Origin of the sequence: Amycolatopsis sp. NPDC058340, assembly GCF_042723975.1 — a bacterium.
Classification (GTDB): domain Bacteria; phylum Actinomycetota; class Actinomycetes; order Mycobacteriales; family Pseudonocardiaceae; genus Amycolatopsis.
The window spans coordinates 282,775-301,029 of the sequence record NZ_JBHXIB010000005.1; the positions used below are offsets into that span (position 1 = coordinate 282,775).

Below are 18,255 nucleotides of genomic sequence, written 5' to 3' on the forward strand. Positions count from 1 at the left end.
CCGATTCTCCGCGAAAGGGCGCTCCGAGCGATCGGGGCGCCCTTTTCCGTGGTGGCGAATACCCTGCTGGCATGACCGAACACAGGCGTTCCAAGTGGTTCTGGCTGGGCATCCTGCTGCCGGTCGCGATCGTGGTGCTCAGCGCGTCTTCGTGGATCATCGGTTATCTCTCCAACACGGACGACGTCCGGGTGGGCGACTGCTACGCGGTCACGACCTTCGGCGACGTCGACGAGGATCCGGCCAAGGCGGACTGCGGTTCCGTCGAGGCCAACGCGAAGGCCGGGGCGAAGACCGACGCCGGTGGCGCGTGCCCGGCGGGCGAGTACGACCAGCTCACCGTCGACAAGACGTTCGCCTCGTACCGGCTCTGCATGATGATCAACGCGAAGCAGGGCGACTGCCTCGAGAACTTCCTCGCCGACAGCGTGGCCTATCAGAAGGTGCCCTGCTCCGACCCGGCGAAGGACGCCGAGGTCCTGAAAGTGGCCGACGGTGTCGTGACCTGTGACGACACGGAAGCGACCCACCTCAAGAGCTATTCGACACCGCCCTCGACGGTCTGTGTGAAGAGCCTCAAATAGCCGGTTCGACCAGGGCGTTTCACTCGTTCGGGGGCCCGGTGCGTGTGGTTGATCACGATACGTGTTTGATACCGAGGTTCTTATTCCTCTTCACACCTGTGAGGTTCTCGGTGACCACTTCCCAGCCGGCCCCTGGGGGCCAAATGCCGGTGGGACAGCCCGACGCTTTCGGTCAGCCGTCAGCGCCCAAGAAGTCCAAGCTCCGCTGGCTGAGATTCGCCATCCCGGTGCTCGTCGTCGTGATCGGCGGCGGCCTGTTCCTCTTCAACTACTTCACCGGGACGGGCAGCGCCCAGGCCGGTGAATGCCTGAGCGTGACCGAGTTCTCCCGGACGGCCGACGAGCCGAAGAAGGCCGACTGCGGCGCGCAGGAGGCGAACGTCAAGATCGCCGCCCGCGTGGGTGGCGGGGAGTCCTGCCCGGAGGGCGGCTACGACAGCATCTCGATGTCCGGCCGGATCTCGTACACGCTGTGCCTCATGCCCAACGTCAAACAGGGCGACTGCCTCAAGGGCTACACCTCGAAGACCGCCGGCTACCAGAAGGTGTCCTGCACCGACCCCGCCAAGGACGCGGAAATGGTGAAGATCGCCAACGTCTCGGACGAGGCGTCCTGCGAGGGCACCGAAGCCAGGCGAGTGGCGACGTATTCGACGCCGCCGACCACGATCTGCATCAAGACGGCGGAGTAGCACTAAGCACGTGAAGGCCCCCTTCCCACGGCTCAGTCGAGGGAAGGGGGCCTTCACGCGTGCCGGGGGAGCAAGGGACCTTTGCTACCACCCGCCATCCGGCCGCGTGGGAGCCGCCGTTCGTCGCACAGTGTGGGACGGGCTGCGATCGGACGGTCAGCGGTCCTAACGTTGCTCGTCCCCCACCCCGCCGATCGATCTGGAGTCCTGGTGGCGACGACGGAAACCCAAGCCGGTGAGAAGAAACTCCTCGACTTCCCGACCTCCTGCGCCGCCCCGGTCCCGCAACCGGAGGAGCCGGTCAAGGTCGTGCCGCTGGCGGTCGCGGGCGCTCTCGCGGTCGGGCTGACCTGGTATGTCTGGGCCGCGCACGGGGCGAAGTTCGGTGTCCTGCTCATCCTCGGCCTGCTGCTCGGCCTCGCGCTGTTCCACTCCCGCTTCGGCTTCACCTCGGCCTGGCGTCAGCTGATCGCGGTCGGGAACGGCCAAGGCCTGCGGGCGCACACGCTGCTGCTCGGCACGGCCGCGACGTTGATCGCGCTGATCGTGGGCACCGGCTCCGGGCTCTTCGGCAGCACGCCGAAGCCGACCGCGGGCGGGCTGGGGCTGGCGCTGTTCGTCGGCGCGACGATCTTCGCGATCGGCATGCAGCTGGGCGGCGCGTGCGCGTCGGGAACGTTGTTCGCCGTCGGTTCCGGGCAATCGACGATCGTGCTCACGCTCGGCGGGTTCATCACCGGTTCGGTCCTCTACACGTGGGCGTATCCGCTGCTGTCGGGCTGGCCCGAGTTCAAGGGTGTCCTGCTCGCCGACCACGTCGGCTGGTTCGGTTCGTGGGTGATCACCGTCGCCGTCCTCGCGGCGATCGTGGTGGGGACCCGGTTCGTGCAGAAGCGCCGCAACCCGCCGCCGGTCGACGTCGTCCCGACCGCGCGCGGTTTCGCCCGGATCTACCGCGGCTCCTGGCCGATCCTCGTCGGCGCCGTCGTCCTCGGCGTGCTGGCGGGCGCGGTCTTCCTGGTCTCGGGCGGGATCTGGGGGGTCACGAGCGCGTTCAGCCTGTGGGGCGCCAAGATCCTGCAGGTGTTCGGCCTGCACCCCGAAACCTGGGAGTTCTGGCGGATCAAGGCGAACGCGGCTTCGCTGGCCGGGCCGATCTGGACAGACAAGAACAGCCTCACCGACATCGGCATCATGATCGGCGCGGGGGTCGCGGCCGCGGCGGCCGGCGCGTGGAAGATCCACAGCTCGATCCCGTGGCGGACCGCCGTGGCCGCGGTGCTCGGCGGGATCCTGATGGGTGTCGGCGCGCGGATGGCGGGCGGCTGCAACATCGGCGCCTACCTCGGCGGTATCTCGGTCGGCAGCCTCCACGGCTGGCTGTGGGGCGTCTTCGCGCTCGGTGGCACCTGGATCGGGCTCAAGCTGCGGCCGCTGTTCGGTCTCGGCAATCCGGCTCCGACCGACAGCGTCTGCTGATCACTCTTCGTGACATCTCGTACGCGGGTCTGCCCTTTCGGCCCGTATACGGGGAAAAAGTTGGCAGGTAAAACCCGTGTTCGGCTACCCTCGGCTACGTACCTGAGCTTGCGCCCTAATGCACAAGCTCGGTTGGGGAAGGCCCGGCGCCGCGCCGGGCATCGAATTCGTAGTCGCGACCACGGGGGTTGTCGCGTCCACTCAGTAACAGGGGACGGACTTTTCATGTCAACGCAAAGCCCGGCCGCACCGGGCGGCGACAAACTCGACGCCGGCGTGCTCAAGGTCGCCGGCGTCGTCATCCTCGGCGCGATCATGGCGATCCTCGACACGACGGTCGTCAACGTCGCGCTCCAGAAACTGACCATCGAGTTCCAGACCTCGTTCGACACCATCCAGTGGATCGCGACCGGCTACATGCTCGCCCTGGCGACGGTCATCCCGATCACCGGCTGGGCTTCGGACCGGTTCGGCACCAAGCGGCTCTACCTGACCGCGATCGGGCTGTTCCTGATCGGATCGATGCTCGCCGGGATGGCCTGGGACGTCGAATCGCTGATCATCTTCCGGGTTCTGCAGGGCTTCGGCGGCGGCATGCTGATGCCCGCCGGCATGACGATCCTGACCAGGGCCGCCGGTCCGCACCGGATCGGGCGGGTGATGGGCGTGCTCGGCGTGCCGATGCTGCTCGGCCCGATCGGCGGCCCGATCCTCGGCGGCTGGCTGGTCGACGCGGTGAGCTGGCGCTGGATCTTCTACATCAACGTGCCGATCGGCCTGATCACCATGGCGCTGGCCTGGCGTGTGCTGCCGAAGGACCGGCCGGAGCCCAGCGAGCGGTTCGACTTCGTCGGCATGCTGATGGTGTCGCCGGGGCTGGCGGCGCTGATCTTCGGTGTCTCGAACATCCCGTCGGCGGGTGGTGTCGGCGCGGTCGACGTCTGGCTGCCCGCGCTGGCCGGGATCGTGTTGCTGGTGGCGTTCGTGTTCCGGGCGAACCGGGTCACGAACCCGCTGCTCGACCTGAAGCTGTTCAAGAACAGGTCGTTCTCCGTCGCCATGGTGACGATGACCTTCTTCTGCGTCGCGTTCTTCGGCGCGATGCTGCTCCTGCCGACGTATTTCGTGCTGGCGCGCGGTGAATCGGCGATGAACGCCGGCCTGCTGCTCGCCCCGCAGGGAGTCGGCGCGATGCTGACCATGCCGATCGCGGGCCGTTTCGCGGACAAGATCGGCGCGCGGAAGATCGTGCTGCCCGGTCTCGTGCTGATGCTCGCCGGGTTGATCGCCTTCACTCAGATCACCGCGGCGACGCCGTACTGGCTGTTGCTTTCGGCGCTGTTCGTGATGGGGCTCGGCATGGGCGCGACGATGATGCCGATCACCTCGGCCGCGTTGCAGACGCTGAAGTCGGAGGACATGGCGAAGGCGTCGACGGCGACGAACATCCTGCAGCAGACCGCGGGGGCGATCGGTTCGGCGGTGCTGTCGATCATCCTGGCGGCCTTGCTGGCCGGGAAGTTCGGCGTGCCGACCGCGCAGGGGCAGCTGGCCGCGACCGCCGCGGTGATGAACCCGGCGACGCACGACGTGGCTTCGGGGCTGACCGCGGACGCGTTCTCGACGACGTTCCTGTGGTCGATGATCCTGCTCGCGCTGTGCCTGATCCCGGCGGCGTTCCTGCCGAAGACCAAGCCCGCCGTGCCGGAGGGCGCGGCCGGCGGTGAGGTCGCCGCGGCGCCGCCGATCATGACCCACTAGGGCGCCAAAAAGAGAGCAAGGGACCTTCGCTACCGCTTACTTAGCCACACTAAGCGAGTGGTAGCAAAGGTCCCTTGCTCTCTTTCCGCAGGTCAGTGGGTCAGGAGAGGCGCTCCAGCACCATCGCCATGCCCTGGCCGCCACCGACGCACATCGTCTCGAGGCCGAACTGCTTGTCGTGGTGCCGCAGCGAGTTGATCAGCGTCGAGGTGATCCGCGCGCCGGTCATGCCGAACGGGTGGCCGACGGCGATCGCGCCGCCGTTGACGTTCAGCTTGTCGAGGTCGATCCCGAGGTCCTTGTACGACGGGATGACCTGTGCGGCGAACGCCTCGTTGATCTCGACGAGGTCGATGTCGCCGATCGACATCCCGGCGCGTGCGAGCGCCCGCTTCGACGCCTCGACCGGGCCGTAGCCCATGATCTCCGGCGACAGCCCGGAGACGCCGGTCGAGACGACGCGGGCGAGCGGGGTGAGGCCGAGTTCCTTCGCCTTGGTGTCGGACATGATGATCACCGCGGCCGCGCCGTCGTTGAGCGGGCAGCAGTTGCCCGCGGTGATCCGGCCGTCGGGGCGGAACACCGGCTTGAGGCCGGAGACGCCTTCGAGGGTGACGCCGGCGCGCGGGCCGTCGTCCTTCGAGACCACGGTGCCGTCCGGCAGGGTGACCGGCGTGATGTCCTTGGCCCAGAAGCCGTCCGCGATGGCCTTCTCGGCGAGGTTCTGCGAACGGACGCCGAACTCGTCCATCTCCTCGCGCGAAACGTTCTTCAGCCGCGCCAGGTTTTCGGCGGTCTGGCCCATCGCGATGTAGACGTCCGGCAGGGCGCCGTTCTCGCGCGGGTCCGTCCACCTGTCGGCGCCCTCGGCCGCCACCTGTGCGGTGCGGGCCTCGGCGTCGGCGAACAGCGGGTTGTGCGTGTTCGGCCAGGAGTCCGAGCTGCCGTTGGCGAAGCGGGAAACCGTCTCGACGCCGGCGGAGATGAACACGTCGCCTTCGCCCGCCTTGATCGCGTGCAGCGCCATGCGGGTGGTCTGGAGGCTCGACGAGCAGTACCGCGTGATCGTGCAGCCGGGCAGGTGGTCGTAACCGAGTTCGACGGCGACGGCGCGGCCCATGTTGAAGCCCTGCTCGCCGCCGGGGAGACCACAGCCCAGCATGAGGTCTTCGATCTGCGTCGGGTCGAGCTCGGGGACCTTGTCGAGCGCGGCGCGGACCATCTGCACGGTGAGGTCGTCCGGGCGGATGCTCACCAGCGATCCCTTGCCGGCGCGGCCGATCGGGGATCGGGCGGTGGAGACGATGACGGCTTCGGGCATGGAACGACACTCCCTTGTTCTCGATCCAGACGCGCTAAGCGGTTGCTCACCTCGCATCCTCCACCGGAGGGAGGTGCGGGTCAAAGGCGAACGCGACCCACGCCACTCTTTCCGATTGCGGTTCTCGGTGCGCCCGGTTGAGTGGACACATCGCGACCTGCGGCGTTTAGGCTGTGGGAGTGGAATACGTCGAGCACATCGTGGACCTCGTGGGCAACACCCCTCTGGTCAAGCTGAACGCACTGGCCGAGGGGCTGCAACCGCTCATCCTGGCCAAGGTCGAGTACGTCAACCCCGGCGGCAGCGTCAAAGACCGCATCGCGCTGCGGATGATCGAAGCCGCGGAGCGTTCCGGCGAGCTGAAGCCCGGCGGCACCATCGTCGAGCCGACGTCCGGCAACACCGGGGTCGGGCTGGCCATGGTGGCGCAGCGCAAGGGATACAAGTGCGTGTTCGTCTGCCCGGACAAGGTCAGCGAAGACAAGCGCAACGTGCTCAAGGCCTACGGTGCCCGCGTCGTGGTCTGCCCGACGGCGGTGGCGCCGGAGCACCCGGACTCCTACTACAACGTCTCCGACCGCCTCGTGCGCGAGATCGAGGGCGCCTGGAAGCCGAACCAGTACGCGAACCCCGAGAACCCCGCCAGCCACTACCACTCGACCGGCCCGGAGCTCTGGAGCCAGACCGAGGGCAAGATCACGCATTTCGTCGCGGGCGTCGGCACGGGCGGCACGATCTCGGGCACCGGCAAGTACCTCAAGGAGGTCAGCGACGGCCGCGTCCAGGTCATCGGCGCCGACCCCGAAGGCTCGGTGTACTCCGGCGGGACCGGGCGGCCGTACCTGGTCGAGGGGGTCGGCGAGGACTTCTGGCCGGACACCTACGACCGCGACATCGCGGACCGGATCATCGCGGTCTCGGACGCGGACTCCTTCGACATCACCCGCCGCCTCGCGCTCGAAGAGGGGCTGCTCGTCGGTGGTTCGTGCGGTATGGCCGTCGCCGCCGCGCTCAAGCTCGCCGAGGGCCTCGGCCCGGACGACGTCGTCGTCGTGCTCCTGCCCGACGGCGGCCGCGGTTACCTCACCAAGGTGTTCAACGACAGCTGGATGTCCTCCTACGGCTTCCTGCCGCCGGACTCCAGCGGCGCGACCGTCGGCGACGTCCTGATGAAGAAGAGCGGCTCGCTGCCCAGCCTCGTGCACAGTCACCCGAACGAGACCGTCGCCGAAGCGGTGGCGATCCTTTCGGAGTTCGGCGTCAGCCAGATGCCCGTGGTCAGCGCGGAGCCGCCGGTCATGGCGGCCGAAGTCGTGGGCGCGGTCAACGAGCGAGACCTGCTCGAAGCGCTCTTCACCGGCAAAGCCCAGCTCGCCGACCGGCTCGAGCAGCACATGTCGCCCCCGTTGCCGACCATCGGCGCCGGTGAGCAGGTCGGCGCGGCGATGAACGCGCTCTCGGGCGCGGACGGCGCGCTGGTGCTGGTCGACGGCAAACCGGCGGGTGTCGTCACCCGGCACGACCTGCTCGCGTTTCTCGCGGGACGCTAAAGAAGCATTTCATCGGATGGTCGGGCCGGGGCGTTACGAGCGGCCCACCCGGCTATCCGATAGCGTGTCGGGTGAGTTGAACTTTTATGTCCTCGTCAAGGGGGTTCAAGACCCAAATGAGTGCTCCGCAGCCACCGAATCAGCCTTGGGGTGGCGCCCAGCCACCGCAGGGACCCCCGAGTGGCCCTCAGCCGCAGCAAGACAACCCGTTCGGTTCCCCGGAACCGACCCAGGTGGTGCAACCCGGCCAGCCGGCCCAGCCCGACTACGGGCAGCCGCAGTACGGGCAGCAGCCTCCGCATGAGCAGCAGCCCCAGGGCGGCGGGTTCGGCGACACGCCGGAGCCCACGCAGGTCGTGCAGCCGGTCCAGCCGGGTTCCGGCGACGCGAACGCGACCCAGGTCGTGCAGCCGGTGAGCGGTGGCGGGGAGAGCCCCACCGCCGAGTCGACCCAGCTCGTGCCGCCGGGTTCGCAGCCGCCCGCCATCCCGTACGCCCCGCCGCCGAGCGCGGCCGACAACCCGTCCGCCGGTGCCTACGGCGCCCAGGGCGGCGGCTTCGGGCAGCAGCAGGGCTTCGGCGGGCCCCAGCAGGGCGGGTTCGACCCGTCGCAGGGCCAGCAGCAGCCTGGTTTCGGTCAGCCGCAGCAGGGCTTCGGCGGGCCGCCGCAGGGCGGCTTCGGCCAGCAGCCCGGTTTCGGCGGGCCGCCCCCGGGCTACAGCGCCGCGGGCTCCGGCGGCGGTGGGAACCAGATGTTCGGGTTCATCGCCGGCGGCGTCGTGGCGTTGCTCGGCCTGATCGCCTTGATCGTGTCGTTCGTCTACTTCGGTGACGCCAGCGACTACTCGAAGATCTTCGACAGCGCTCCGAACCAGGAACAGATCGACAAGTTCCTCGACGAGGCCGGTGTGGCCGGTCCGGGCGCCACCTGGTTCTACGTGATCATGCTCCTGGTCGGTTCGCTCGTCTCCCTCGCCGGTGGCGTGGGGCTCGCCCTCGCGGGCAAGCTCCCCGGCACGGTGAAGAAGATCGCGCCGATCATCGTCGCCGCCGGTGGTGCGCTGCTGGTGCTGTTCGGTGTCCTCCTGCTCAGCGGTTCGACCCCGTCGTCGGACTTCCTGGACAAGCTGCCGCCGTCCGCCAGGGAAGGCGCCGGTATCGGCGGTGGCCTGCTGCACCTGCTCCTCGGCATCGTGATCCTGATCGTCGGTGTGCTTGGCCTGATCCCGGCGACCGCGCAGTTCGTCGGCCTCGGTGGCGGCGGTTCGGCGCTGGGTGCCCCGCAGAGCGGCCAGCCCGGTGGGTTCGGCGGTCCGCCGCAGGGTGGCTTCGGCCAGCCCGGTCAGCCGGGTCAGTTCGGCCAGCCGCAGGGTGGCTTCGGTCAGCCCGGGCAGCCCGGTCCGTCTTCGGGTGGTTTCCCGCAGCCGGGTCAGCCCGGTGGTTTCGGGCAGCAGCCGGGCCAGCAGGGTCCGCCCAGCGGTGGGTTCGCCCAGCCGGGCCAGCCGCCGCAGGGCGGTTTCGGCCAGGCTCCGCAGCAGCCCGGCGGTTTCGGGCAGCAGCCCGGGCAGCAGGGTCCGCCCAGTGGTGGTTTCGGTCAGCCGGGCCAGCAGCCCGGTCAGCCCCCGCAGCAGTGGTGATTCGCCGCCGCTGAACGGTTTCGTTCGGAACGCCCCCGGCCCGTGGCCGGGGGCGTTTCGTTTTCGCCGGGGTATGCCGATTCGCCTGCCACGGCCAGTGCCCGCGGGCTAGGGTGAGCGCCGTTAACCCCACACCCGGCCCGACGGGAGCGACGTGACCGGTCCGTACGGATATCCCGCCCAGCAGCCCGGACCGCCAGGTTTCGGGTACCCGGCACCGCAGGCCAAGCCGTCTGGGGCGACGGCGATCATCGCCGCGGTGCTCGGCCTCGTCGGGGCCCTCGCGTCCGGTTTCATCCCGATCCGCTACTTCATCGAGCTCCCGTCGGGGTTCAGCCTCTCGAACCTGCCCGGTTTCGCGCTCGTCGAGCTGGTGCTGTACCTGGTCGCCGCGCTGTTCCTGCTGATGGGCGCGTTGACGACGTTCTTCCGGTCGCTGATCGGCGCCATCCTGCTGATCCTCGGTTCGCTGCTCGCCATCCTGGCCGTCGTGCTGGAACCGATCGCCTTCCGCGTGCCGTACCGGATCCATCTCGACATCCTGCTCCGGTTCGCGACCTTCGACGGCGTTCTCCGGCTGGCCATGGTCGTGTTCGGCCTGGTGGCGCTGCTGCTGGCGGTGCTCCCGCCGACGTTCAGGTACCTGCGCTGGCGGCCGGCCCCGGTGCAGCCGTATCGGCCGCAGAATCAGTTTCCCCAGCAGGGCGGATGGTGAGATCCTGAGCCGTCCGGCTCGGCTTGGGGGAGTTCGATGGGTCAGAACCAGTCTTCGGGGACCGCGATCGGTGCGGCCGTCCTCGCCATCCTTTGCGGCATGCGGTACTTGTCCGAGGCGGCCGCTTTCGTCGGGCAACTCGCCCTTCTCGAGCAGGCTCCCCAGTACTTCGCCGGGACGGCGTGGAACGGGGCACTGACGGCGACTCTGTTCCTGGGCGGCGTCCTGTTGCTGCTGCGCAGGAGAATCGGCCGCACCCTCGTCGCCGCCGGATCGGCGCTCGCGCTGGCGGCCACGTTGCTCGCGAACGGCGCGGCCCGCCCCTACTTCTTCGCCGAAGTGGACGGAGAGGCGTTGATGACGAGTGAGGTGGTCGCGTTCGTCCTGTTCGTGATGACCTTCTCCGCGTTGGTGCTGTCGGTGATCAGGCCGACCTCGGACTGGCTGGAGGGACGGCGGCGCGACGACGAAGAGCCGTCGAAACAGGATCGGCTTCCCGGCTGGTAGCCGGGGGATGGAACAAGGATCGGCAAGGGGAGAAATGACTTACCAGCAATACCCGCCGCAGGGCGGCTACCCGGCACCCGGTGCCTACCCGCCGCCGGGAATGGCGCGGCAACCGAGCGGCGCGACCGCGATCATAGCCGGGATCTTCGCGATCCTCGGCGGGCTCTGGTTCCTCGCCGGGACCGTGTCCCACGTCATCGAGCTCTCCCATTACGTCATTTCGTTCCTCGTCGTCGGGGCAGTGCTGGACCTCGTCAGCGCGGCGTTGCTCCTGGGCGGCGGGATCCTGCTGCTCGTGCGCAAACGCGCCGGACGGCTGCTCACCGTGATCGGGGCGGCGGCCGCGATCGGTTTCGTGGCGCTGACCTTCCTGCTCCGGGCGCTCGGCTCGCATTTCTACTTCTCGTACGGCGGGGTGATGCTGCATTTCGGCTTCGGCTGGCTCCTCTTCGTGGTTCTGATCCCGGCGATCGTGACCCTCGTGCTGGCGCTGATCCCGCCGACGGGGCGCTGGCTGGCGGCCAAGAGCACGGCCGCTGGCGCCATGCCGCCGCCGAACTTCGGATATCCGCCTGCCCCCGGCGCCCAGCAGCAGGGACAGCCACCCGCGCAGTGGTGAGTTCAATCCCAGCCGATGGGATCTCGAGCGGGTGGCCGTACCCTTGGAGGTATGGCCGACGATTACTCTCTGCTGGGCTTCGAGACGCGCGCGATCCACGCCGGGCAGACCCCTGATCCCCGGACCGGCGCGGTCATCGTGCCGATCTACCAGACCTCGACCTACGCGCAGGACGGCGTCGGCGGCACGCGCGAAGGCGACTATGAGTACTCCCGTACCGCGAACCCCACGCGCACCGCGCTGGAGGTCGCGCTCGCGGCGCTCGAAGGCGCGCGGCACGGTCTGGCGTACGCGTCGGGGATGGCGGCCAGTGACGTCCTGCTGCGGGCGACCCTGCGGCCAGGGGACCACCTCGTGCTCGGCAACGACGCGTACGGCGGCACGTTCCGGCTGATCGACAAGGTGCTCAGCCTGTGGGGAGTCGAGCACACGGTCGCCGACCTGGGGAACATCGCCGAGGTCCGCGCCGCGATCCGGCCGGAGACGAAGCTGATCTGGTGCGAGTCGCCGACGAACCCGATGCTGGGCATCGCCGACATCGCCGCGCTGGCCGAGGTCGCGCACGGCGCCGGCGCCCGCCTGGTCGTCGACAACACCTTCGCCACCCCGTACCTGCAGAACCCGCTTTCGCTGGGTGCCGACGTCGTCCTGCACTCGACGACCAAGTACCTCGGCGGGCACTCCGACGTCGTCGGCGGCGCGATCCTGACGAACGAGGACGAACTGCGCGAGCAGCTGTTCTACCTGCGCAACGCCGCGGGCGCGGTGCCCGGCCCGTTCGACGCGTGGCTGACCCTGCGCGGGATCAAGACGCTCGCGCTGCGGATGGAGCGGCACAGCGACAACGCCGAGCTGATCGCCCGGATGCTGCTGAAGCACCCGAAGGTCGAGCGTGTCTACTACCCGGGCCTGCCGGAGCACCCCGGCCACGAGGTCGCTTCGAAGCAGATGCGGCGCTTCGGCGGCATGATCTCGTTCACCCACGTCGACGGCGAGCAGGCCGCTCTCGAGGCCGCGTCGAAGACGAAGCTGTTCATCCTCGCCGAGTCGCTGGGCGGGATCGAGTCGCTCATCGAGCACCCGGGCCGGATGACCCACGCGAGCACCGCCGGGTCCACCCTGGAGGTGCCGGACAACCTGCTTCGCCTGTCGGTCGGCATCGAGGACGGCAGCGACCTGGTCGCCGATCTGGCCCAGGCCCTGGGCTGACCGCCGCCGAGCCCAGAGCGTGAGCAAGGGACCTTTGCTGTCGTTCGCGTAGCCATGCTAAGCAAATGACAGCAAAGGTCCCTTGCTCTTTTCGCGCTGGTCAGCGCGGTGTGGTGGGAGGAAGCGCCCGGTCAGGGGCGGAAGTTGCTGGGGGTGACTCCGGGTTTCGCGTCCGCCTCGTGCGAAGTCCCCTGCGGCGCGGCGGGCAGCTCCGAGCCGTCGACGCAGCCGCCGACGAGCTCGATGTGGTTGTCGTGCCGGATGTACTGGCCCGGGTCCACGCAGCCGGCCCGGTCGACCGTGTAGACGGCGGCGCCGGTCAGCAGCGCGGCCGAGGTGAGGGCCAGCACGACCGGGAGCAGCCCGGCGGAGCGGGTCGCCCGGACCCTGCCGATGTTCCCCCGTGCCATGGTGTGCTCCCTGGTCGCCTTCGCCGACGTCGTCAAGAGTACCCGGACCGCGAACTTGTCACGTGACGTATCCGTCAGGTGGCAACTTCCGGCCGCGGATCGGCCTCGAATACCTGAGTCCTAAGTGGACGGCCGGCCGGTGATCGCGGCGACCGCCAGCTCCCGTTCGGGCTCGCCGACCTCGGGCAGGGTGAACCGCAACGCCCGGATGTGCCCGAGGAGCTCGGGATCGGGAGCGACGTTGTGTTCACGCAGGTAGTAGGCGACCGCGCCCGGCCAGTACCAGCGGCCGTCCGTGCGGAAGTTCAACGGCACCAGCGGTTCCCTGTCGGGGTCGAAGGCGTCGGCGTCGTAGGTTCGCGACGCCAGCACGACCGGCGCGCCGTCGAGGTACTGGAGCACGCGATCCCGCTCGGCCGGGGACAGCGGCTCGCGGTTCACCACCGGGCGGCCCGACTCGTCGAGACCGTCGTAGACCCGCGGCGACTTCAAGGCCTCTGGCGCGTCCGCGGGCGGGGTGGCCACCGGCGTGGGCGCCAGACCCGCGCGCTGCCGCAGCCACGGTGGGATGTACTGCTCGGTCCGCGGGAAGAACCGCAGTTCGTCCTGGAACCCGATCTGTGGCGGGGGACGCCGCCAGACCGGCTCCTGGTCGAGCGTGAAATCGACGGAGGTGCCTTGAGCGGCGTCGAAGGTCAGTGTCGCGGCCAGCCAGGTGCCCTGGCCGGGCTGGTACATCCCGGCGCGCAGCGTGCCGAGGAGCTGGACCAGTTCCGGCGGCGCCGCGATCGGCTGCGTCGTTCCGTCCGGTCCGGTGATGAGCACGTCGGTTTCGAGATGCCTGCCGACGGCCCGGTGCTCGGTCCGCAGCCTCCGCCAGCCGGGCGGGGCCATCGACGCGAGGCCGTTGCCGATCTGGGCGACGATCTGCTGTTGCTGTTCCGGGCCGAGCGGCCCGGGCGGCGTGGTCATCGATGCTCCCCTCAGGTCCGCGGTGGGGGCTGCGTCGTCGCCTGCGGGATCTCCACGAGGGAGCCGTCGGCGAGCAGTTCCGCGATCGAGCGTTCGAGAACGTACGCGGTACCGCCGCCTGCCTGGTCGTACCAGGGGATCGGCGAGCCGACGATCGCGCGCACGGGACGGAGCGTCCGGTACACGTGGTACTCGAACCGCTGCTCGTCGGCGGGCTGCGATCGATGGGTGAACTCGGTCCGCGCCGCGTAGAGCGTGTTGCCGGACGGAGCGCCGTAGCGGTCCATCTCGGTTCCCGGCGGCAGGGTCGCGACCCGTTTCCCGCCGTACAACTGGAGCCCGACGTCGCCGCCGACGGGCTGGATCGGCCAGTCCTCGGTCGGTCGTTTGGCGTCCGGCGGGAGTTCGCCGCGGAAATCGGCCTGGTTCAGATAGAGGTGCCCGACGAAGTACCGGAGGGCCTTCCGGGCCGAGTCGAAGACGACCTCTTCGAGCCGGTTCTCGCCCTGTGCCTGGAAAACCGCCCAGCGGCCCTCTTCGGCCACGAGACACCAAGCGCCGTCGGCCACCTCGCCCACGCGGTAGCGGACCGGGTCCAGTTCCAGTTCGGCGGCCACGTCGAGGGCCTCCTTGACGACGGCCTCGGGGTCGTCGTCCGCGCCGGCCGGGCGCCCGGAGCCGAGACGTTCGTTCAGCCAGTCCGGAATCCGCGCCGGATCGCGGGGGAAGGCGGCCAGTTCGGCGGCGAACTGAGCGGCGGGCGGTTCGCCGTCCCAAGCGGGTTCGTCGTCCCAGGTGTACTCGTATTCCGCACTCAGGTCGTACGGGACGTGGGCGACGGCCTGGAACCAGGTTCCCCGGCCGGGCCGGTACATCCCGCTCCGGAGTTCGGCGAGGAGCGGGGGCACCTGCTCCGGCAGGTCCCACAGTTGCAGGCCACCGTCGCTTTCCCGGCGGACCATCACCGCCAGTTCGGTGTAGCCGCCGATCACGCGGTACGTCAGCATGACCTGCGCCCAGTCGGTCGGGACGTTCAGCGCGATGGCGTTGGCGATCCGTACCCAGAGCCCGTTCTGCTCCGCGGCGTCGAGCGGCTCGGTGCGTTCCGTTTCCACCGGCTCCGCCACGGGCTGCCCCGCCTCGGCGAGCTTCTCGCGCAGCCACGCCGGGATGTACTCGGCGTCCCGCGGAAACGCCTCCAGGTCCCGTGCCCAGCCGAGGGGATCGATCGACGGCTGCCACCGCGGATCCCATTCGAGGTTGTGGATGATCCGGAACCGGGTCGGCGGATCGACGATGAACCGCATGGAGAACCAGGTTCCCTCGCCGTCCTCGTAGTACAGCTCCCGCATCCGGAGCGCGATCCGCACAGCCTCCTGCGGTACCTCGATGGTCGCGTACCCGCCGTCGCCCATCAGCACGGCGATGGTGAAGTCGTGCACGTCGACGTTGGCGCGGCAGACCAGGTCGATCCGGCGCCAACCCTCGGGCGCGGCGTCCGACAGCGCGTAAACCATGTCGTACTTCAGCTGCTGGAGCTCTTCCGCGTCACGGGGCATCGGAGAGGTTCCTTTCTTCTGGTGCCACCGCGGTCATCACGTACTCGCCGGGGGATTGTTGGGGAAGCTGCGCATGTGGACGTTGCGGTTGCCGAACTCGTCGAGCTCGATCCAGCGTACTTGGATCGTGTGCGGCACCTGGCTGCCGTCCCGCATCGGGAAGACCTCCATACCTTCGATCTTCCGCTTCCCGCCGCCCTTCTCGAGGAAGCTGGCGAGGTCGCTTTCGAAGGCGTGCCAGTGGTCCGGCCCCGCGATCTTCCGGCCCTGATTCTGTGGCCGCCACTGGGCCATCATGTTCAGCAGCTCACCGGGACTGTCGAACTGCTTGCCGAACAGGTGACCGCCGTCGTACTTGCCCGGCGTCCCCACGGCCTGCTTGTTCGACGTGTCCTGCGCCGACGGGTCCCGGTTCGGCGCCGCGTCAGGTCCCTGCAGTTCCAGATTGTTGGCATGCCCGCGCACCGTGTCCACCTTGCCGCCGTCGAACTCCGGGCCGGTGTGGTAGACGAACTTGCCGCCGTCGACGTTGTAGACCACGTTCGGCGCGGGGTTGTTGAGATCGGGACTCGACGGCCGATAGGTCTCGACGACGACGTTGCCGTGCTCGTCGGTCCAATAGATGGACCGGGTGTGCATCTCGCGACCGGGATTCCGGTACTCGCTGCTGACGACGTACTTCTTGTTCGGTTCGAGGTGCGGCTTTCCGTCCGCGTCCTTGGGCAGGGAATCGAGGAACGAGTCGCCACGGCGGAGGGTGACGTCCACCTGCTCGTTGCCGCGGAAACGCTCCGGATTCTTCGCACCGTGCGGTACTTCGGCTTTCGGGTCGAGGCGCTGGCGGACGATGGGGTCGCCTTCGCCGATGCCGTGCTTCCGATTCGCGTCGATGTCCGGGTTGGTGCGCATCATCCGGCCGGACTCGACGTCCGCCCATCGGACGTGTCCCTGGGCGTCGGTGTAGAAGGTGCCGCGATGCACGCCCGCCGAATCCGTGACCTCGTACCGCGTGTGCGGTGCGTACGGGCCACCGCTCGCGAAAGACGCTTTGGGGTCCGGCGCGTGGGGGTGACTGGACCCGACCGTGACCGGATCGCCCACGAAGTCCGGCCGGTGGAACGTCACCGACGGATGAGGGACACTGTCCGCGTCCGTCGAGAACGTCTGGTGCCTGCCCTCGATCTCGACCCGGTACGTCGTGCTCGGGTGGGGGTTCGCGACGTCGGGGTTCGGGTTGTACTTCGGGTTCGGTTCGTAGACGACGTTGCCGTTCGCGTCCTCTTTCTTGACGCGCGGCTGTTCGTTCGGGTGGTGGGTGTCGATGTGGGTGACCCGGCCGGTGCGGTCCGTGTGGTAGACGCCGCGCCGGTTTCCGGCGTCGTCGAAGACCTCGTACGCCTGGTTGCGCCCCAGTTTCTGGTCGCCGGGGAAACGCTCGCCACGGGCAGGCGGCCGGATGTCGGTGTCGGGGTTCGGCCCGCCGATCCGCGCGGGGGTGGCATTCGGCGGGGTCGGCGGGACGAAATCGGTCTGCTGCTGCGGATTGCGGTGGATGTTCTGCTGACGGGTGTTGTCGAGCAGTTCGGCTTCCTGCCGTTCCGAATGCGGGTTCCGGTCCCTGGGGATACCGGTGTCGGTGTCCGCGCTGGGCGGAGGGTCCTGGCGCCGGGGTGTCGTGTCGGGGTCCGCGCCCGGCGGTGGCTGGTCGCGACGGGACGAAGTGTCCCCGTCCCCGTCGCCGCGGCTGCGGGCGCTGTCGGCGTCCACGTCCTGCTTGTCCGTGCGCGAGGTGTCCGGGGTGAAGCCGTCGTCGCTCGCCCGGCGTGCGGTGCCGTCGGGGCTGTGGACGTCCCAATCGCCGTTCGGCGGGATCTTGGGCCGGGGACGGCCGTCGGGACCGATCTCGTAGTCGGACGAGAAGACACGCCCGTTCGAGTCGGTCCACGCCGGCTTGCTCGGCGCCATCACTTCGGTGTCGAGTTCCCGAGACAGACGGCGCGCGAAATCGTTCGAGCCGGCGTCGCAGCCGATCAGCCGGATCGGGCGGCCGTCGTAATCCCCGTTGCGGCGCAGGATGTCCGCGAACTCTTCCGGGGTGTAGGTGCGGTTGCCGATGCGGGCGTGCCCGTCCGGCGTGACGTGCACGTCGACGGTGTAGCGGCCGTCCGGATCCGGCTGGACCCGGTGCGGCAGGTCGCCCATGTCCGCGTCGCCGCGGTGGTACGAGCTACCCGCGGGCGTGCTTTCGGAATGCCGCTGGTTGACCTCGTCCGGCGTCAGCGGACGATCCGGCTCGGCGTCGGGGCTGCGGTCGTGCGGTGAACCGTCGGGATCTTGGCGCGGGCCGTGCCCGTCGGGGCCGTGACCGTCCGGCGAATGCGGCGGCCCGGAATGACCCCCGGGGCCACGGCCGCCCGGGCCGGTGTTGCCGGGGCCGGTGCCGCCGGGCCGGTTGCCGGGGCCGTGCGTGCCCGGCGAACCGGGGGTGCCGGTGTGCGGCTGGGCGCCGGGGCCGAAGTCGTTGCCACGGGCGACCGGCTGCGGCTGATGCGGCTGGTTCGGCCGTCCGCCGGGACCGGTCTGACCGGGGCCGCGGCTGGGGCCGGTGTGGGTGTCGGGTGTGCGCGGGGCATGCGGGTCCGGGGTGCGGGGCGAACCGGGCGTGCCCGTCCAGCCGCCACCCTGCGGCCTGCCGCCGGGCGAACCGGGAGTGCCGCCCGGAGCACCTTGAGGCGGCATACCGCTGGCGACCGGGCCCTGCGGCGGGACACCGGGCGAACCGTCGCCGCCGGTACCGCCGCGCTGCGAGGGCATATGCGACGGGCCCGCGTCGCCGAGACGAGGTGCCGTGGGAGCGGTGCCGCTGGTCGTCGTCCCGCTGTCGGTCGGCCGGGTGGGGCTGCCGCCGTCGTTGCCGCCGTGGTGGCCGGGCGACGGGTCGGAACGGGGGGTGGGTGAACCGCCGCCGTCGCCACCGTGCGTCCGGGGTGAGCCGCCGTCGCCGGTGTGGCTGGGGCCGCCGCTGTCTGCGCGGGTGTGCGGGGCGGGGGAGCCGCTGTCGGGGGTGTGGCTGGGGGAGCCGCCGGTGTCGGCCCGCGTGTGTGGAGCGGGGGAGCCGCTGTCGGCGCGGGTGTTCGGGGTGGCGGAGCCGCTGTCGGGGGTGTGGCTGGGGGAGCCGCCGGTGTCGGCCCGCGTGTGTGGAGCGGGGGAGCCGCTGTCGGCGCGGGTGTTCGGGGTGGA

At 69.6% G+C, this 18,255-nt stretch carries 15 protein-coding genes; 10 read left to right on the forward strand and 5 right to left on the reverse strand.

Going from position 1 to position 18,255, the window contains the following annotated elements; translation table 11 throughout:
• Positions 1-71: 71 nt before the first annotated feature.
• The 4 genes from ACFWIW_RS09615 to ACFWIW_RS09630 all read left to right on the forward strand — a co-directional run bounded on the left by ACFWIW_RS09615 (position 72) and on the right by ACFWIW_RS09630 (position 4,516).
• Positions 72-584 (forward strand): hypothetical protein, encoded by a 513-nt coding sequence (locus tag ACFWIW_RS09615; protein ID WP_378368005.1) that lies wholly within the window; start codon positions 72-74, stop codon positions 582-584.
• A 143-nt stretch (positions 585-727) separates the two neighbouring features.
• A complete protein-coding gene (locus tag ACFWIW_RS09620; RefSeq protein WP_378368006.1) occupies positions 728-1,276 on the forward strand; it encodes a hypothetical protein in 549 nt (182 codons plus the stop codon).
• A gap of 210 nt (positions 1,277-1,486) precedes the next feature.
• Entirely contained in the window at positions 1,487-2,755 is a 1,269-nt protein-coding gene (locus ACFWIW_RS09625; protein WP_378368007.1) for a YeeE/YedE family protein, read from the forward strand.
• A 225-nt stretch (positions 2,756-2,980) separates the two neighbouring features.
• The gene (locus ACFWIW_RS09630) at positions 2,981-4,516 is read left to right on the forward strand and encodes a DHA2 family efflux MFS transporter permease subunit (RefSeq protein WP_378368008.1); all 1,536 of its coding nucleotides are present in this window, start codon (positions 2,981-2,983) and stop codon (positions 4,514-4,516) included.
• A gap of 100 nt (positions 4,517-4,616) precedes the next feature.
• On the opposite strand, the gene ACFWIW_RS09635 is transcribed toward ACFWIW_RS09630, so the two are convergent.
• Positions 4,617-5,837 carry an acetyl-CoA C-acetyltransferase gene (locus ACFWIW_RS09635; RefSeq protein ID WP_378368009.1) on the reverse strand — a complete coding sequence of 407 codons (1,221 nt, stop codon included), beginning with the start codon at positions 5,835-5,837 and terminating at the stop codon, positions 4,617-4,619.
• A gap of 179 nt (positions 5,838-6,016) precedes the next feature.
• Between ACFWIW_RS09635 and ACFWIW_RS09640 the strand changes: the two genes are divergently transcribed.
• From ACFWIW_RS09640 to ACFWIW_RS09665, 6 genes are all read left to right on the forward strand, one after another.
• On the forward strand, positions 6,017-7,387 hold the full coding sequence (locus tag ACFWIW_RS09640) for a cystathionine beta-synthase (RefSeq protein ID WP_016337213.1): 1,371 nt from the start codon (positions 6,017-6,019) through the stop codon (positions 7,385-7,387).
• Between the two features lie 233 nt (positions 7,388-7,620).
• On the forward strand, positions 7,621-9,024 hold the full coding sequence (locus ACFWIW_RS09645) for a hypothetical protein (RefSeq protein WP_378368010.1): 1,404 nt from the start codon (positions 7,621-7,623) through the stop codon (positions 9,022-9,024).
• A gap of 154 nt (positions 9,025-9,178) precedes the next feature.
• Positions 9,179-9,739, forward strand: coding sequence for a hypothetical protein (locus ACFWIW_RS09650; protein ID WP_125733552.1), 561 nt, complete (start codon positions 9,179-9,181; stop codon positions 9,737-9,739).
• 36 nt (positions 9,740-9,775) lie between these two features.
• Positions 9,776-10,246, forward strand: coding sequence for a hypothetical protein (locus ACFWIW_RS09655; RefSeq protein WP_378368011.1), 471 nt, complete (start codon positions 9,776-9,778; stop codon positions 10,244-10,246).
• Between the two features lie 34 nt (positions 10,247-10,280).
• Positions 10,281-10,865: a hypothetical protein gene (locus ACFWIW_RS09660; RefSeq protein WP_378368012.1), complete on the forward strand. Its 585-nt coding sequence runs from the start codon at positions 10,281-10,283 to the stop codon at positions 10,863-10,865.
• Between the two features lie 51 nt (positions 10,866-10,916).
• Positions 10,917-12,074, forward strand: a complete 1,158-nt coding sequence (locus ACFWIW_RS09665) for a cystathionine gamma-synthase (protein WP_016337208.1) — start codon at positions 10,917-10,919, stop codon at positions 12,072-12,074.
• Between the two features lie 131 nt (positions 12,075-12,205).
• Here the strand turns inward: ACFWIW_RS09665 and ACFWIW_RS09670 are convergent, their stop codons facing one another.
• The 4 genes from ACFWIW_RS09670 to ACFWIW_RS09685 form a co-directional block, all read right to left on the reverse strand.
• Positions 12,206-12,484 carry a hypothetical protein gene (locus ACFWIW_RS09670; protein ID WP_378368013.1) on the reverse strand — a complete coding sequence of 93 codons (279 nt, stop codon included), beginning with the start codon at positions 12,482-12,484 and terminating at the stop codon, positions 12,206-12,208.
• 120 nt (positions 12,485-12,604) lie between these two features.
• On the reverse strand, positions 12,605-13,456 hold the full coding sequence (locus ACFWIW_RS09675; protein WP_378368014.1) for a ferredoxin: 852 nt from the start codon (positions 13,454-13,456) through the stop codon (positions 12,605-12,607).
• Positions 13,457-13,467: 11 nt separating this feature from the next.
• The gene (locus ACFWIW_RS09680; RefSeq protein ID WP_378368015.1) at positions 13,468-15,015 is read right to left on the reverse strand and encodes a TNT domain-containing protein; all 1,548 of its coding nucleotides are present in this window, start codon (positions 15,013-15,015) and stop codon (positions 13,468-13,470) included.
• A gap of 36 nt (positions 15,016-15,051) precedes the next feature.
• On the reverse strand, positions 15,052-18,255 hold a 3,204-nt coding region (locus ACFWIW_RS09685; RefSeq protein ID WP_378368016.1), incomplete at its 5' end, for a hypothetical protein.